Origin of the sequence: Leeia sp. (assembly GCF_041909055.1) — a bacterium.
Classification (GTDB): Bacteria; Pseudomonadota; Gammaproteobacteria; order Burkholderiales; family Leeiaceae; genus Leeia; species Leeia aquatica.
Genome location: NZ_JAYREC010000007.1, coordinates 150,379 through 166,462 on the forward strand (window position 1 = coordinate 150,379; position 16,084 = coordinate 166,462).

At 61.2% G+C, this 16,084-nt stretch carries 17 protein-coding genes and 1 riboswitch; of the genes, 9 read left to right on the forward strand and 8 right to left on the reverse strand.

Features of this window, described 5'->3' with window-relative positions; all coding sequences use genetic code 11:
- Window positions 1–34 precede the first annotated feature (34 nt).
- Window positions 35–805 (forward strand): substrate-binding periplasmic protein, encoded by a 771-nt coding sequence (locus ACE3O2_RS16810; RefSeq protein WP_374339485.1) that lies wholly within the window; start codon window positions 35–37, stop codon window positions 803–805.
- Here the strand turns inward: ACE3O2_RS16810 and ACE3O2_RS16815 are convergent.
- From ACE3O2_RS16815 to ACE3O2_RS16850, 8 genes are read right to left on the reverse strand one after another with little or no spacing between them, the layout of a single operon-like run.
- Window positions 796–1,440, reverse strand: a complete 645-nt coding sequence (locus tag ACE3O2_RS16815; protein WP_374339487.1) for a 2-dehydro-3-deoxy-6-phosphogalactonate aldolase — start codon at window positions 1,438–1,440, stop codon at window positions 796–798. The genes ACE3O2_RS16810 and ACE3O2_RS16815 overlap by 10 nt on opposite strands.
- Complete coding sequence (locus tag ACE3O2_RS16820) at window positions 1,437–2,336, reverse strand: 2-dehydro-3-deoxygalactonokinase (RefSeq protein ID WP_374339489.1); 900 nt, start codon at window positions 2,334–2,336, stop codon at window positions 1,437–1,439. The genes ACE3O2_RS16815 and ACE3O2_RS16820 overlap by 4 nt, the downstream gene beginning before the upstream one ends.
- The gene (locus ACE3O2_RS16825) at window positions 2,333–3,802 is read right to left on the reverse strand and encodes an amidohydrolase family protein (protein WP_374339491.1); all 1,470 of its coding nucleotides are present in this window, start codon (window positions 3,800–3,802) and stop codon (window positions 2,333–2,335) included. Before ACE3O2_RS16825 ends, ACE3O2_RS16820 begins: the two co-directional genes overlap by 4 nt.
- 3 nt (window positions 3,803–3,805) lie before the next feature.
- Entirely contained in the window at window positions 3,806–4,693 is an 888-nt protein-coding gene (locus ACE3O2_RS16830; RefSeq protein ID WP_168878479.1) for a MurR/RpiR family transcriptional regulator, read from the reverse strand.
- Window positions 4,694–4,709: 16 nt separating this feature from the next.
- Window positions 4,710–6,035 (reverse strand): amino acid deaminase, encoded by a 1,326-nt coding sequence (locus tag ACE3O2_RS16835; protein ID WP_374339493.1) that lies wholly within the window; start codon window positions 6,033–6,035, stop codon window positions 4,710–4,712.
- Between the two features lie 8 nt (window positions 6,036–6,043).
- On the reverse strand, window positions 6,044–7,111 hold the full coding sequence (locus tag ACE3O2_RS16840; protein WP_168878477.1) for an ABC transporter ATP-binding protein: 1,068 nt from the start codon (window positions 7,109–7,111) through the stop codon (window positions 6,044–6,046).
- A 55-nt stretch (window positions 7,112–7,166) separates the two neighbouring features.
- Window positions 7,167–7,937: an SDR family oxidoreductase gene (locus ACE3O2_RS16845; RefSeq protein WP_374339496.1), complete on the reverse strand. Its 771-nt coding sequence runs from the start codon at window positions 7,935–7,937 to the stop codon at window positions 7,167–7,169.
- Window positions 7,934–9,133 (reverse strand): hypothetical protein, encoded by a 1,200-nt coding sequence (locus tag ACE3O2_RS16850; RefSeq protein WP_374339498.1) that lies wholly within the window; start codon window positions 9,131–9,133, stop codon window positions 7,934–7,936. Before ACE3O2_RS16850 ends, ACE3O2_RS16845 begins: the two co-directional genes overlap by 4 nt.
- Window positions 9,134–9,518: 385 nt before the next feature.
- On the opposite strand from ACE3O2_RS16850, the gene ACE3O2_RS16855 reads away from it, so the two are divergent.
- The 8 genes from ACE3O2_RS16855 (at window position 9,519) to ispF (ending at window position 15,822) form a co-directional block, all read left to right on the forward strand.
- A complete protein-coding gene (locus ACE3O2_RS16855) occupies window positions 9,519–10,757 on the forward strand; it encodes an ABC transporter substrate-binding protein (protein WP_205882144.1) in 1,239 nt (412 codons plus the stop codon).
- A gap of 109 nt (window positions 10,758–10,866) precedes the next feature.
- Window positions 10,867–11,754, forward strand: coding sequence for a carbohydrate ABC transporter permease (locus ACE3O2_RS16860; protein WP_374339500.1), 888 nt, complete (start codon window positions 10,867–10,869; stop codon window positions 11,752–11,754).
- Window positions 11,751–12,608 carry a carbohydrate ABC transporter permease gene (locus tag ACE3O2_RS16865; RefSeq protein WP_240947327.1) on the forward strand — a complete coding sequence of 286 codons (858 nt, stop codon included), beginning with the start codon at window positions 11,751–11,753 and terminating at the stop codon, window positions 12,606–12,608. The genes ACE3O2_RS16860 and ACE3O2_RS16865 overlap by 4 nt, the downstream gene beginning before the upstream one ends.
- A gap of 48 nt (window positions 12,609–12,656) precedes the next feature.
- On the forward strand, window positions 12,657–13,049 hold the full coding sequence (locus ACE3O2_RS16870; protein WP_374339503.1) for a RidA family protein: 393 nt from the start codon (window positions 12,657–12,659) through the stop codon (window positions 13,047–13,049).
- A 36-nt stretch (window positions 13,050–13,085) separates the two neighbouring features.
- Window positions 13,086–14,285, forward strand: a complete 1,200-nt coding sequence (locus tag ACE3O2_RS16875; RefSeq protein WP_374339505.1) for an ABC transporter substrate-binding protein — start codon at window positions 13,086–13,088, stop codon at window positions 14,283–14,285.
- Between the two features lie 67 nt (window positions 14,286–14,352).
- Window positions 14,353–14,829, forward strand: coding sequence for a low molecular weight protein-tyrosine-phosphatase (locus ACE3O2_RS16880; RefSeq protein ID WP_374339569.1), 477 nt, complete (start codon window positions 14,353–14,355; stop codon window positions 14,827–14,829).
- Between the two features lie 45 nt (window positions 14,830–14,874).
- On the forward strand, window positions 14,875–15,255 hold the full coding sequence (locus tag ACE3O2_RS16885; RefSeq protein ID WP_374339507.1) for a response regulator: 381 nt from the start codon (window positions 14,875–14,877) through the stop codon (window positions 15,253–15,255).
- 72 nt (window positions 15,256–15,327) lie between these two features.
- On the forward strand, window positions 15,328–15,822 hold the full coding sequence (gene ispF, locus ACE3O2_RS16890) for a 2-C-methyl-D-erythritol 2,4-cyclodiphosphate synthase (RefSeq protein ID WP_374339509.1): 495 nt from the start codon (window positions 15,328–15,330) through the stop codon (window positions 15,820–15,822).
- Between the two features lie 108 nt (window positions 15,823–15,930).
- Window positions 15,931–16,022: riboswitch (cyclic di-GMP riboswitch) on the forward strand.
- The last annotated feature ends 62 nt before the right edge of the window (window positions 16,023–16,084 follow it).

The following is a 16,084-nucleotide window of genomic DNA, read 5'->3' on the forward strand; positions in this document are numbered from 1 at the left end:
TACTGCTAAATGAGCAGAACAGTCGGGATCTATCATGCGTCGTTATGGACTGGTGTTGATGATGTGCCTGAGCATGCCTTGGGCGTGGTCTGCATGTCGCCAGCCTTTGCGGGTGGCGCTGGAAGATTGGCCGCCCTATGTTCATGTCGGGGCGAATGGCCAACCCGTCGGGCTGGAGGTGGAGTTACTGCAGGCGGTGGCCAGGGAGGCCGGGTGCACTGTCAAGTTTCTGGGCAATATCCCTCGGCAGCGGCGTATGGCCTTGTTCAAGCTGGGCAAGCTGGACGTGATGTATGCCGCATCGGACACGCCTGAGCGTCGTACATTTGCCTTGTTCAGCGTCTCTTATCGGGATGAAGTGGTGCGGGTGATGGCCGATGCCAGCAATCCTCCGCAGCCCCTGCCAGCCAGTTTTTCTACCATCCTGGAGCGGCGTTTGCCACTGCTGGTGCCGCATGGAGGCTTCTTCGGAGCAGAGTACCAGCAGCTGATGCCGCAGCTGAGCGAGGGACACTTGCTGCTGCCCTTTGAAGAATACCAGCAAGGGGTGGAAATGCTGCGGGTCGGTCGGGCCAGGCTGATCATGGGGGACGAAGTGGCCTTGCAGTTCCTGACCTCGCGCCATGACGATGGTATAAAGCTGGTGCCCTTGCCGTTTGTGGCCAGCCGGGGCCCGGTGCATTACATGCTGAACAAGATGACGCTTGCCCCGGCAGACAAAGCTGAAATCGATAAGGCCATCACCAAGGTAATCCGTGGCGGGGAGCGGGCCCGCATTCTGGCCCGCTATGGTGTTCAGGACTGAGCCTTGTGCCGTTGCCAGGCTTCAGTAAAACGCAGGGCACGCTCGCGGACGGTGGTAACGTGATCACCTGCTTTGTATAGCGCACCGCCAATGCCAAAGCCATTGGCCCCGGCTGCCACATAGTCTGCCATGGTATCCGGCGTCACCCCTCCGACGGGGAGCAGCTTGCTGTGCGGCGGCAATACGCTGCGCAAGGCACGGATGGCGCCGGGTGGCACCAGCTCCGCCGGGAAGAACTTGAGCCCGTGCGCCCCGGCGGCCAGTGCGGCAAAACACTCGGTGGCCGTTTGCACCCCAGGCAAAGCGACCATGCCCGCCGCCCGGGTTGCCCGGATGACTTCCGGGTTGCAGTTGGGCGAAACCACCAGTTGGGCACCCAGCGCGACCAGCTGCTGCACCTGATCCACTTCGAGCACCGTACCGGCCCCCACCAGCATGCGATCCCCACAGTGAGACAGCAGCCGCTGAATGCTGTTGAGTGGATCGGGCGAGTTCAGCGGGACTTCCAGCATGCGCCAGCCTGCCGCATACAGCATGTCGGCCATTGGCACGACTTCGTCCGGTGTAATACCCCGCAGGATGGCAACCATCGGTAGCTGCTGCCAGGCCTGTTCAAAGCGTGTTTCATGATTCATGCCAGTTGCGCCTCCTTGGCCACCCGCCACAAGCCGTGCACGACGGCCTGATCCCCATCAATCAGCTGACTCTCGATGCCCCGGCTGGCCAAGGCACTGGCGTAGTGGTCCGAGAGCGGGGCGCTGGCCACAATGGCCACCTGCTGCAAATCCGGATAACGGGCCAAACCTTGCACCAGTTCATATCCAATCAACAAGCCAGACAGCCAGGCGGCCAGGCTGGCAGGAGGCATTTCACCCTGCACCCCGCGGGCACGTACCCCAAACAACTGGGTCAGCCAGTCTGGATGGGCGCTGGCGTTGTCCAGACCCTGTTGAAATGCTGCGGCGTCCCACGCGCCATCACAGGTTACCCCTGCAATCAGGCTGTGCTGCCGCAGGACGGCGTACAGCTCACCGGTCATGGCGGTATGCAGCCCGGTAATTCGCGCGTCTTCCAGCCGGATCCACTTGCTGTGGGTGCCGGGCGCAATCAGCAGGGGTGCCGGTGCGCTGAGCCCGAGCGCCTGGGTTTCTTCTCCTCGCATCACATCGCGGAATCCGGCGCAGTCTTCAAAACTGGACACCCCGGGGATGATGGCGACCTGTCGCTGCTCGGCTTCAAAGCGCACCAGCCCTCGGCTCAAGGTGGCGAGGTCGGCGGGGGCTGGCAAGTAGGGGGCTTCGCGCCAGCCCAGCTTGCTGCCGGCCATGCCACACAGCAGCATGGGGACGCCAGGGCACGCATCCAGCCAGTCGCGCAATCTGGCAAGCATCGCAGCGGTGGCTTCGCCCGCCGGGAAGCGGGTGACACCGTGGGCGGCATGGCGCGTCTCTAGAACCTCACCCTGCGAGTTGAAACGAAACGCCCGCAGATTGGAGGAGCCCCAATCGACGCCAATCAGTGCGGTCGTCATGGCTGGCCCTCGTCAAACCGCTCTTGCTGCCGGCGCAACATGCGGCCACCCCGTTGGCCAGTGAGCACGCCATCGACCACGGAGAGCACACCATTGACCCACACCTGGTGAATGCCCTGGGCAGGCTGCTTGGGGTCGGCAAAGGTGGCGGTATCGCGGATGTGTGCGGGCGAAAACACCACCAGGTCGGCCGCGCAGCCGACCTGCAGGCGACCGCGTCGCCGCAGGCCAAAGGTATCGGCGGACAGCGTGGTCATCCGGCGGATGGCTTCCGGCAAGTGAAACAGCTTTTCCTCGCGGCAATAGTGGCCGAGCACGCGCGGGAAGGCCCCCCACAGGCGTGGGTGCGGGTGGGCATCGCGCGGCAGGCCATCCGAGCCGATCATGGTATGCGGGTAGGCGAGGATACGGCGTACATCGTCCTCGTGCATCTGGAAGTAAATGCCCCCTGCAGGAGAGAGGCGGCGCGCCGCTTCTTTCTGGTCAACACCCCATTCCGCCGCCACCTCGGCCAGATCGCGGCCATTGTGCTCCGGGTGGGGTTCGGACCAGCTGACCAGCACCTTGATCTTGCCGTCCACGTAGTCCGGGTTCAGGGTGGTGGAGCCTGCGGTGTAGGGGTAGGCATCCAGTCCGACCGGATGGCGCCGCCGCCGCTCGGTGACGCAGGCCAGACTCTCGTTGCTGCGGCCCCAGTTGGCCGGGCCCGCGCACTTGTGATGGGACAGCACCACCTGCAAGCCTGCAGCTTCACCGGCATCGCAGGCCTCATGAATGGAGTCGATCACCCCGGCGTATTCGTCACGGATGTGCGAGGTGTACACCCCGCCGTGGCGTGCCGCCACCTTGGCCAGCGCGATCACTTCGTCGTTACCGGCGATTTTGCTGGTGGGGTAGAACAGGCCGGAGCTGAAACCCAGCGCGCCGGACTGCATGCCCTCTTCCAGCAGGGCCTGCATCTGCTCGACCTGTGCGGCGCTGGCCGCTTGTGCGGGATCATCCAGCACGTTCACCCGCAGCGTAGAGTGTCCGACCAGCAGGCCGATGTTAACACTAGGCCCGGCCGCATCCACCGCCGCTGCATAGGCGGCTACGGTGGGGTAACAATAGTCCGCCTGGGACCCGATCAGGTTGAGCGGTGCGGGGGGCGTGCGATCGGCCACCCACGGCACCAGGCTGATGCCGCAGTTGCCGACCACCACCGTGGTCACGCCTTGGGTCAACTTGGCCTGCATGGAGGGGGCGCTGACGGCCTGCTGGTCGTCGTGCGCGTGTACATCAATAAAGCCGGGGCTGATGATCCAGCCGCTGGCATCGCGCTGTTGCTGTCCGTGCAGGCTGCCAGCCGGGGCAATGGCGGCAATGCGGCCGGCCTGTATGCCAATGTCGGCCTGATAGCCGGGGGTGGCGCTGCCGTCGAGCAGGGTGCCGCCGTGCAGTACGGTATCGTAGATGGGGGTGGTCATGACTCAGAAAACTCCAGAAGAATCCGGTGGGTCGGCGTCGTCGCTGGCGCGCAGGGTTTCCAGTCGCGCCCGCGCCCGACGCACTTTTTCGATGCTGCGGGGGCCGCGCCGCAAGGCGGTGCCGATGGCGAGGATGTCCATGATGCCCAGGTGCACCAGGCGGGAGACCCCCGGCGTGTGGGGGTCACCATAACGTGGCAGGCGGACCAGCAAGGGAATATCGGCTACCCAGGCCAGCGGGGACCCTGCCGTGGTCAAGGCGATGGTGGTGGCACCGCGCTGCTTGGCAATCTTCAGGCTGTCGATCACTTCCTGGCTGCGTCCAGTGTGTGAGATGGCAAACGCCACGTCACCCGGCTCCAGTAGCCCGGCGGACAGCCGTTGCAAGTGTCCGTCGGTAAAAGCACTGGCGGCAATGTCCAGCCGCAGGAAGCGCAGATAGGCGTCTTCCGCCACGATGCCGGACCCGGCGCCGACGCCAAAGAAGTAGATGCGCGGGGCCAGTGCCAGCGCCCGGATGGCGGCTTCGGTCGCCAACGGGTCGATCAGGTCGCGGCTGTGCTGGAAGGCATGGCTGATGGCATCGCACACCTTGTGGATCAGCGTGTGGGTGTCATCGCTGGCTTCGACCGTTTCCGAATTGTAAGGCAGGCCGCTGGCGACACTATGCGCCAGCTGTACCTTGAAAGCGCGCAGGCCCTCGCAGCCAATGGCCCGACAAAAGCGGGTGACACTGGGCTCGGACACCTGCGCCTTGAGTGCCAGCTCCGCAATGCTGGCGTGCATGGCGAAGTCCACATCGGCCAACACCGCCTCGCCCACCTTGCGTTCTGCCGGGCGTAATTGCTCCAGCGTGTCGCGGATGTGCAGGATCAGGTTGGCTGAGGGCATGGTGTCTATCCGCAGGTCAGAAGCAGGTGTGAATGATGTCTTGCACCTGATAACCGTCGTCTACCAGCAGCAGGTGTGGCCACTTGTCAAAGGTGGTGCAGGGGTGCGAAATGCCACACATCACCAGGTCCCCCACATGCAAGTCCTGCCGGATGGCGCCTTCCGGCAGCCGCAGATAGGCATGCTGGTCGTTCATCTTCTCGACCTTGCAGCCTGCGGGCAAGGCCTGCACCGGATCGCTGCTGCCGGGGCGATGCCATTGCTGAGGCAGTGGCAGCTCGATGTCGTAGGAGGCATCACGCTTGCCCATGGTGAGAATGGCCAGGTCGGCTTCCGGGCGGGATTGCACCATGCTCCAGACTTCCAGCGCAGGCTGCAACCCGGTATCGCTTGCGCCCAGCCGTTGCTGCATCTCACGGATCAGGCCGTGGTAGAAACCATGGTCATGGGTCAGGTAGCAGCCGCTGCGCAGAATCGGTAGCAGGGGCCGTGACAGGGCGGGCAGGCTGGCAAAGCCTTCCGCGACCCGGTCAAAGTAGGCGGAGCCGCCAGCACTGATGATGACCTGTTCGCCCGCAAACCCGGGGCCTTGGTCGATCTGTTGCAGCACACTGGCGAGTTCGCTGAGGAAGTGCTGTACCGCAGCCAGATCTTGCTCACGATTGGCGCTGACCAGCAGACCTTCATAACCTTCCACGCCGGCGAGATGGACGCCGGGTGCTGCGGCCACGCTGTGGGCCAGCGCCAGTGCGTCCGCTGCGGAACGGCAACCGGTACGGCCTCCGCTGAAGCCCAGCTCGATCAGCACTGAGAATCCGCGTTGCAAGCCCGTTGACTGGGCCGCGTGTTGCAGCCGTTCTACGCCGGCCACACTGTCGACCAGCAACAGCAACTCAAAATCCGGATCGGCTTGTAGCAGGTGTGCCGCCAACTGCAGCTCAGCCGGTGCGACCAGCTGATTGGCAAGCAATACCCGACGAACGCCAAAGCGGTGTGCGGTCTGTACCTGCGGCAGGGTCGCCAGGGTCATGCCCCAGGCTCCTTGCGCCAGCTGGGCGTCAAACAGCTGCGGGCTCATGGTGGTCTTGCCGTGCGGCGCCAGCTGTACGCCGTAGTGGCGGCAGAAGGCATCCATCCAGCGCAGATTATGGTGCAGCACACTGCTTTTCAGGACGGCTACCGGAAACGGGGTGTCACCACGCAGGATGTTCCACTGCTGTGCCGCGACCTGCGATGGCAGCAGGGGCGCATGCAGGGGCAGGCCCTTGCTGCCAGGCAGCAAGGGGGCTTCCTGCAAGGCGGCCAGTTGCAGGCTGCCACGTGGCAAAGGGGTATAAGGCATATCAGGACTCAATTCAGGCGTTGGCCGCTCTGGCTGTCGAACAGGTGGATCTTGTCATCCGGGAAGTGCAGATGGGCAATATCACCGGGCTGCAGATTCAGGCGGCGGTGGGCGGCCACACAGAATACCGCATCCCCCACCCTGCTGTAGAAATGCGTTTCCGCACCGGTGGGCTCCACCACATCCACTTTCAGCGGGATACCGCCGTGCGCGTGCAGTTCAATGTGTTCAGGGCGGATGCCCAGCGTCAAACTCTGGCCTGGCACGGCACTGTTGGCAGGCAGCGGTACCACGATACCGGCATCATGCATCAGCACCAGGCCCTCATCGCCTGCGGCTACCGTACCGGGGATGAAGTTCATCGACGGTGAACCGATAAAGCCAGCCACAAACAGGTTGGCCGGGCGATCGTACAGCTCCAGCGGGCGACCCACCTGTTCGATATTCCCGGCGTTCATCACCACGATGCGGTCGGCCATGGTCATGGCTTCGATCTGGTCGTGGGTCACATAGATCACGGTGTTCTTCAGACGCTGGTGCAGCGCCTTGATCTCGGTGCGCATCTGCACCCGCAGCTTGGCGTCGAGATTGGACAGCGGTTCGTCAAACAGGAACAGTGAGGGTTCACGCACCACGGCGCGGCCCATGGCCACCCGCTGGCGTTGGCCGCCAGACAGGGCACGCGGCAGTCGCTCCAGATACGGGGCCAGATTCAGCATTTTGGCGGCCGCCTCAATACGCGGACGAAAGCCCGATTCCGGCTCCTTGCGCAGACGTGGCCCAAAGGCGATGTTTTCGTAAACCGACAGATGCGGGTAGAGCGCGTAGCTCTGGAACACCATGGCGATATTGCGCTTTTGCGGCGGCAACTGGTTGGCTCGGGTGCCTCCGATCATCAGGTCACCCCCACTGATGTCTTCCAGTCCGGCCACCATGCGCATCAGCGTGGTTTTGCCGCAGCCGCTGGGGCCGACCAGTACCACAAATTCACCGTCCGCAATGTCGAGGTCTACCCCATGCACCACCTGGGTGTCACCGTAGCGCTTGAAAATGCCCTTCAGTTGTACCGCTGCCATGCCTGTTCCCCTTTTGCTACCTGCTGCTTGCCGCGTGATGCAGCATTGTTGTCAATCAGAATGCTTCCAGTGTCAGTTCTTCCGCCATCACCCGGTTACCGGCCATCAAGCCGCCGTCGACGGGCAGGCTGACGCCGCTGATCATGCGGGCATCGTCCGAGGCCAGGAACCAGGCGGCTTTGGCGATGTCCAGCGGTGTGGCGAAGTCACCCAGCGGATACCACTTCTTCAGGTGCTCGAACACCTGCGGGTTCTTGTCGACGCGGGCCTGCCAGGCCGGTGTTTTGACCGTGCCGGGGCAGACAATGTTGGCGCGGATGCCATGGCGGCCATATTCCAGTGCCAATGCGCGGGTATAGCTGATCAAGCCCGCTTTGGCTGCGCTATACGCCGGGTGGCCCAGCGCCGCCATGCCGTTGACGGAACCGATCAGCACGATAGCCCCTTTGCCCTGCTGCATCATGCCGGGTCGAACCGCCTCCACGCTGTGGTAGGTACCATTGAGGTTGAGCGCGATGTCCTGTTGCCACAAGGCGGGGGTGGTGTGCTGCAAGGTGGTGGCCGCAGCTGCACCGGCATTGGCAATCAGCACCTGAACCGGGCCATGGGCCTGCAATAGCGGGGCCAGCGCCTGCTGTACGGCGTCTGCATCGGTCAGGTCTGCAGCGACGGTGAGGCAGGCTGTGCCCAGTTCGACTTGCAGGCTGGCCAGCGCGGCGGCGTCCCGATCCAGGGCAATTACCCGGTCGCCTTGTTCGATAAAGTACTGGCACAGGCTGCGACCGATGCCGCCACAGGCGCCGGTAATCAAGGTAAGTCGGTTCATGACAGGTTCCGTGTGTAGGACGACAGGGTCTGGCCCAGCTGGTCCAGCAGGTGAGGGCGCAGCAACCCATGGTTATAAAAGCCGAATTCGGTGATGCCGAGCGCGATGAGCGCACGCAATGCGGCATCCAGTTGCTGACCATCGGCGAGGTCCGGCGGGCCCGGGCGCAGGATGGCACGAATGCGATCTGCCGGAATGCCGCGCTGTAGCAGGTCCAGAGCGTCAGCTGCGACCTGATCTGCATTGGGCTCGTAGAAGGGGACTTCCAGACGGTCAGCCACTTGCGCCAGCGCCTTCAGGTCACTGCCTTCGGTCCAGCAATGGGCGGTAGGCCGTTGCACGGTCGGGATCACCGTCAGTTGCATGGACGCCGGCAAGGCGGTGCGAATGTGCTGCACCAGTGCGGTGACCCGGGCCTGATGCAATTGATGGTACTGACGCAGGGTGTCATCTTCCAGCAGGTCGCTTGCCAGCCAGTGCAGGGCTTGAGTGCTGCTGGCATCGACGGGCGCGCGCAGATAGCGGTCGATGCGGGTGGCAATGCGCTGCTGCAGTCCGGCGACATCCAGGCCGGCCAGCCCCCCCAGATGATGGCATGCATCACAGAAGCATAGGCCCAGTTGGGCATCCAGCCAGGCATTGCTGCGCAGCTGGGCAAATTCATGATGGTAGCCGTGTGCATAAGGCAACCAGCCTGGTGTTTCCAGTACCAGGCTGCTCAGCTGCGGGTATTGACTGCTGAGGTCTCGGCACAAGGACACGGCATAGTCGAACACCGCCGGTTGCGATGGGCACAGGCTGTACAGATAAGGATCGCCAAACGCATTGCGGGTGACGTAATCCAGGTGCAGCTGGCCCAGCCGACTATTGTGCAGCAGCACCGTCCAGCCATGCACGGCAACGCGGCCATCGTCCAAAACCTCATCCAGCACCCGGCGCAAGGCCGGTGTGCTGTGTGGCTGGGGCTGCAGCTCACCGTATTGACGGGCATCCGGCTCGAAGTACACCACACCGTCCTCAGGGAAGATCACCTTGCCCTGACGTGCATGCGGGCGCAGGAACTTGCCCGCGTGATAGCTGCTGGCCAGGGTGATGCCATTGAGGTTCCGCGCCTGCAACTGATCGATAAAAGCGGTCACGCCGGTATCGAGCACGTCCCAGCCATAGCTGTACAGGCTGCGATGTGGTGTGGTCATGTCTTGCCCTTGTGAAATTTTCCGACAAATGATACGAGACTGGTTTTATGAATTGCAAGCCGTTTTTAGTACCATTGATGTATTTTTTTCTTGATGAGAAATATTGTTGCGTTGCCAGTTGACATTTGTTCTTTCATCGAACAAACTAAGCCGCACAAGTTGAGATGATTGTTTTTAATGGATTATTTTGTTTGATTGTTGTGGCGGCCTCGAGCGGTTGTCGGGCGCAAAATCCGTGGAAAACAAAAATCGGGGGCGTGACTTGTTTTGTGATACAAGTTTGATACCATGTGTGGCGTAAGCAAGGGGTTGTGTAGGATAGTTTCATGAAAGGCGAGCTTGTGTGAGGCACGGCTTGTCGCAATAAATCACTCAGGAGGAGACCATGAAAGTACGTTTGACCCAAGGTTTGACCCGTATGGCTTTTGCGCTGACCGCGACCGGTGTGCTCAGCCTGGCTGCGCCGATGGCACATGCCGAGACGGTGCGTGTCACGGTGGCGTATTACAGCGATCAGACCGAGCCGTACTTCAAGAAAATGGCCGAGGCCTTTCAGAAGGCTAACCCGGGCAGCGAAATCAAGATTGAAATGGTGAACTGGGACAGCCTGCAGCAAAAACTGCAGACGGACATCTCCGGCGGCACCAATGCCGACCTCGCCATCATTGGTACCCGCTGGCTGCTGGACTTCGTGAAGGATGATGTGGCGGAGCCGTTGGACGGTTACATGGACGGCGCATTCAAGGACCGCTTCATTGGCGCCTTCATGGCACCGGGCCAGATTAAGGGCAAGACCTATGGCTTGCCGATCGCAGCCTCTGCCCGTGCGCTGTATTACAACAAGGAACAACTGGCCAAGGCAGGCTTCCCGAATGGTCCGAAGACCTGGGATGATGTGGTTGCCGCTTCCAAGAAGATCAAGGCGAACGGCGGCTACGGTTTCGGCCTGCAAGGCAAGGAAATCGAAACTGACGTGTACTGGTACTACGGCCTGTGGACCAACGGTGGTGACGTCGTCGGCAAGGATGGCAAGGCCGCGTTCAATTCGCCAGCTGGTATCAAGGCGGCCACCCTGTACAAGTCGATGATCGACCAGGGCCTGACCCAGCCGGGCGTGACCAACTACAGCCGTGAAGACGTACAGAACCTGTTCAAGCAGGGCCGTGTGTCGATGGTGATTTCGGCTCCGTTCCTGGCCAAGCAGATCAAGAAGGAAGCACCGAACCTGCAATACGGTATTGCACCGGTGCCGATGGGCTCGGCCAATGCCACCTATGCCGTGACCGATTCCATGGTGATGTTCAAGAACGCCAAGTCGAAGAAGACGGCCTGGAAGTTCCTGGACTTCCTGTTCACCAAGGGCCCGCGTGTCGCCTTCTCCTCGGGTGAAGGCTTCCTGCCGACCACCAAGGAAGAAGCCACTGCGCCGCAGTTCGGCGAGCCGGATACCAAGGCATTCGTGAACCTGCTGCCGACCGCACGTTTCGCACCGACCGTTACCGGCTGGGAAGATACTGCCAAGGCGGTGAGCGATGCCATGCAAGCCGTGTATCTGGGCAAGGCCAAGCCGGCGGATGCCCTGAAGGCGGCAGCCGAGCAAGCCAACAAGGCACTGGGCAAGTAAGCCCGTGCCGCCCCGCTGCGATAGCGGCGGGGCCCGCATCTCCTCTGCGCTGAGCAGCTTGCCGCCGGATGACTCCGGCGGGTTTTTCCTCTTGCATAGGTAGTTTTGCATGACGCAGACCGCTTCAGGCCGGCCGTTGACGCCGTGGCTGCTGATCATCCCCAGCTTCATGCTGGCGTTGTTCATTATCAGTTACCCCCTGTTCAATATCGTCAACCAGTCGGTGCACGATGTGTCCCGCTTTGGTTTGTTGCGCGATTTCAGCGGGTTGGAAAACTTCCGAACTGTTTTTGCTGATCCGGTGTTCATGGCCACCGTCTGGCGCACCCTGTGGTGGACGCTGGGCGTGGTCGGTGGCACGGTGCTGGTCTCCGTGCCCATTGCCCTGATCCTGCATCAGGATTTCTATGGTCGTGGCGTAGCGCGTACCATTGTCATGCTGCCGTGGTCGGTATCGCTGACCATGACCGCCATTGTCTGGCGCTGGGCGTTCAATGACGAATACGGCATGGTCAATGTGACCTTGCAGAAGCTGGGTTTAATCTCAGGCCCCATCCACTGGCTGGCCACGGCAGACTGGGCTTTCCCGGTAGAAATTGGTGTCGGTATTCTGGTATCCGTGCCGTTTACCGTGACCATTTTCCTCGGCGGCTTGTCCTCGGTGCCGGGCGATATTTACGAAGCTGCCCGACTGGACGGTGCCAGCCGCTGGCAGCAGTTCCGCCGCCTGACGTTGCCTTTGCTGCGTCCCTTTATCAATATGGCCGTCGTGTTGAACGTGATTTACGTGTTCAACTCTTTCCCCATCATCTGGGTGATGACGCAGGGTGGCCCGAGCAACTCGACGCATATTCTGGTGACCTACCTGTACGAGCTGGGTTTCCGCCTGGGCCGTCCGGGTGAGGCAGCGGCGGTATCACTGGTGATGCTGGCAATCCTGATGTGTTTTACCGTGCTGTATGTGCGCATGCAGCCCAAAGAGAGTGAGGGGGCATGATGCAGATCGACAAGCCCAAACTGTGGCGCAGCCTGTGGTGCTGGCTGGCCTTGGCGCCCTTTGCCCTGATTGTGCTGTTTCCGTTTGCGGTGATGTTCTTTACCGCAGTGAAGCCACCGGAAGAAGTGTTTACCTATCCGGCACGCTGGCTGCCCAGCAGCTTCCGCTGGCAGAACTTTGCCGACATGTGGGAGGCGGTGCAGTTCGGTACCGCGCTGAAGAACAGCCTGATCATCAGCGTGCTGTCCACCTTGATTGCCATTGCGGTAAGTGTACCTGCTGCCTATGCGCTGGCGCGCTTCCCGTTCCGTGGCAAGGGCTTTTATCGCCAGTTCCTGCTGGTCACGCAGATGCTGTCGCCCATCCTGCTGGTGCTGGGCTTGTTCCGGCTGGCCACCATGATTCCTTATGGTGACGGCAATCTGGTGGATTCCCACATTGGGGTGATCGTGTCCTACGCCGCGTTCAATATTGCGTTTGCGGTGTGGATGCTGTCTTCCTACTTCGCCACCATTCCGCGTGATCTGGAAGAAGCGGCCTGGCTGGAGGGTTGTGGCCGGGTGCGTTCCGTGTTCAAGGTATTCCTGCCGCTGGCGGTACCGGCCATGGTGGTGACAGCCATCTTCACCTTCATCAACGCCTGGAATGAGTTTGCCGTGGTGTACACCCTGATCCGCTCGGATGAGAGCAAGACGCTGACGGTGCGGATTACCGATCTGGTCGCCGGTCGTTACTCGGTCGAGTGGCATCAGGTCATGGCCGCAACGCTGCTGGCCACGCTGCCGGTGTCGGTGTTGTTTGCCTGGCTGCAGCGCTTCCTGGTCAAGGGCCTGTCGCTGGGCGCGGTCAAGTAATTATCAAGTCATGGGCGGAGAGCATCCGCCCTCATGGAGTGCATGTTCATGAGCAAGGAAAAGGTCATTTACGGCGCGGTGCCATCCGGCGCCGGCGGGCAACGCTTGCCATTTTCCCCGGCGATCCGGGCGGGCGATTTTGTGTTCATTTCCGGCCAGGTGGCCATGAACGATAAAGGTGAGATCGAGTACGGCGGCATCGAAGCGCAGACGCGGCAGACCTTCCGCAATGTGGAGCGGGTGCTGGGGCTGGCCGGCTGCAGCCTGCAGGATGTGGTCAAGGTGACGGTCTGGCTGGATGACACCCGTGATTTCTGGACCTTTAACCGCGTGTATCAGGAGTACTTTCCAGAGAACCCACCTACCCGCTCCTGCGTGCAGGCCTGCATGATGGTGGATTGCAAGGTGGAAATCGAGGTGGTGGCTTACAAGCCGTTGTAGAAGAACGCTTAACAAGAATTGCGAAAAGGGGCAAACATGCGCAAGTTGCTGTGCAGTGTGATGGTGCTGGGGGCGGTGGCAGCGCAGGCGGATACCCTGCGATTTACCGTGGCCTACTACAGTCCGGCAACGCAGCCCTACTTCGAAAAAATGGCGCGTCAGTTTGAGAGCACCCATCCCGGCCATCGGATCAAGATCGAGATGGCGGGTTGGGATGGGCTGCAAAAGAAGCTACAGGTTGATCTGGAGCAGGGGCGTAACGCGGACATCGCGATTGTCGGGACCCGCTGGCTGCTGGACTATGTGAAGCATGACCAGCTGGAGCCGCTGGATCGCTACATGGGCAGCGAGTTCGAAGGGCGCTTCATCGGCACCTTCCTTGAGCCCTCGCAGATCGACAACAAGACCTGGGGCTTGCCGATAGCGGCGTCCGCCCGTGCCATGTACTACAACAAGCGCCTGCTGAGCCAGGCTGGTTTCCCGGATGGCCCCAAGACCTGGGACGATGTGGTGACGGCCTCGCGCAAGATCAAGGCAGGCGGTGGCTATGGTTTTGGTTTGCAGGGCAAGGATATCGAGACGGACATCTACTGGTACTATGCGCTGTGGTCGTTTGGCGGCGAGGTGGTGGTGGGCAAGTGGCCGACATTTGCCAACACACCGGGCGTCAAGGCCGCCACACTCTACAAGCAGATGATTGATGAAGGGCTGACCCAGCCGAATGTCACCCAGTACAGCCGTGAGGATGTGGGCAACCTGTTCAAGAAGGGCAATCTGGGTATGGTGATTTCTGCTCCCTTCCTGATCAATCAGCTAAAAGCCGAAGCACCGGGCATGCAGTACGGCATCGCACCCATTCCGACGCAGCAGCGGGGGGCCACCTATGCGGTGACCGATTCGGTGGTGATGTTCCGCAACGCCCGGAACAAGGCGTTGGCCTGGCAGTTTCTGGATTTTCTGTTTACCAAGGAGCCCCGTATCGGCTTTACGGCGGGTGAGGGCTTCCTGCCAACCACCAAGGACGAGGCATCCGCCCCCTACTTTACCGGTAACCCGCGGTTGCAGACCTTTGTAAAGTTGTTGCCGTATGCCAAGTTTGCTCCGACGGTGACGGGCTGGGAAGATACCGCCAAAGCGGTGAGCGATGCCATGCAGGCCATCTACACCGGCAAGGCAGAGCCAGCCGCAGCCCTGAAACAGGCCTCCAAAGCGGCCACGGCTGTGCTGGGGCAATGACCTGGCCCGCTCCTTGCGTTAAGCTGCCATGCTCAGCAAACAGGGGGGCGGTATGTATGCAGTGCTGATGGTGTGTATGGGGAATATCTGCCGCAGTCCCAGTGCAGAGGGGGTGTTTCGTCATCTCCTGCGGCAGGCCGGGCTTGAAGGACAGGTGCTGGTGGATTCGGCCGGGACGCACAGCTGGCATGCAGGCGAAGCGCCTGACCCCCGCTCCATTGCCGCTGCAGCCCGGCGAGGCTATGACCTGAGTGCGCTGCGGGCGCGGGCGGTGGTAGCAGAAGACTTTCAGCGTTTTGACCTGATACTGGCCATGGATCAGGATAATCTGCAGCACTTGCAACACATGCAGGCCAGATTGCTGAACTCTCGGGCGCACTTGGCGCTGGTCCTGCATTACAGCACCGTTTACCCCGGCCAGGCTGTGCCTGATCCTTACTATGGCGGTAAGGCCGGCTTCGAGGCGGTGCTGGACCGGCTGGAAGATGCCTGTACTGGGCTGATCGGCCAGTTGCGGGCGCAATTGGGACTGCAAAAAGCATAGGCCACTGCTACAGTGGAAGTGTTGTAACTTCCGGGTGCGTTGACCATGGCAGGCAAACCGACTGTTCTGATCATTGATGATGACACTGTGCTGCGATCGTTGATGTCTTCCATCCTGCGGCAGGAAGAGTATGTGGTGTGCGGCGAGGCATCGGCTGCTGATGCCGGGCTGAAGCTTTGTGAACAGTTGAAGCCGGGCATTGTGCTGCTCGACATTAACCTTCCGGATCATGACGGGCTGGAGGTGCTGCCAGAGATGCTGCAGATGGCACACCGCCCGAAGGTGATCATGGTCAGTGGCGAAGCGACCATGGAGCGGGTACGGGCGGCACTGGGGGCCGGGGCCAGCGGGTTTGTGGTCAAACCGCTCAACGCCGCCAAACTGATTGCCGCCATGGAGCATGCCCTCAAATCCAAGGCGGGTTAACGGTGCCTGGCTCGCAGACCAGGCTGCTTTCTGCTATGTTGCTACCTGCGTTTTTGTTGCAGGCAGGTTCTCATGAAGTTTCCATTTCGGGTTGGCCAGGGTTTTGATGTACATGCGCTGGTAGAAGGCCGCCCCCTGATCATCGGCGGGGTGACCATTCCTTATCCGCGTGGCCTCGCGGGTCATTCAGATGCAGATGTGTTGCTGCACGCGCTGACAGATGCGCTGCTGGGCGCCGCTGCGCTGGGCGATATCGGGCGGCACTTTCCCGACACCGATCCACGCTTCAAAGGGGCGGACAGTCGTGTGTTGCTGCGCCATGCGGCCCAGCTGGTGCGGGAGGCTGGCTGGCACATCGGTAATGTCGATATGACCATTGTGGCGCAGGCCCCAAAGATGGCCCCGCACATTCCGCAGATGGTCGCCTGCATTGCGGCCGACCTCGCGATCGAGGCGAGCTGTGTCAACGTCAAGGCCAAAACCACAGAGCGGCTGGGGTTTACCGGGCGAGAAGAGGGGATTGCCGCAGATGCAATCTGCCTGTTGCACCTTGGCCACGGAAACTGACCGCTCATCGGCAAATATGCTAAGAGCTTAATTTTTCTGTAAGGTTCGCGTATACTTCACGCTGAGACGCATGGTCTGCACAAAATCGTCATGCAACCATGTTACTGTGATTTTCAAGGGCAAACTCACTGAAAAGTGAGGACGCAAAGCCACCGGTCTACGCGCGCCATCGGGTGCTGAGAGACAGCGGAGCTGCATCACGGATCAGAAGGCTCCTGCCAGTATGGGCAGGCACCGCTGGCGAGTTTGCCCCCAAAGTATT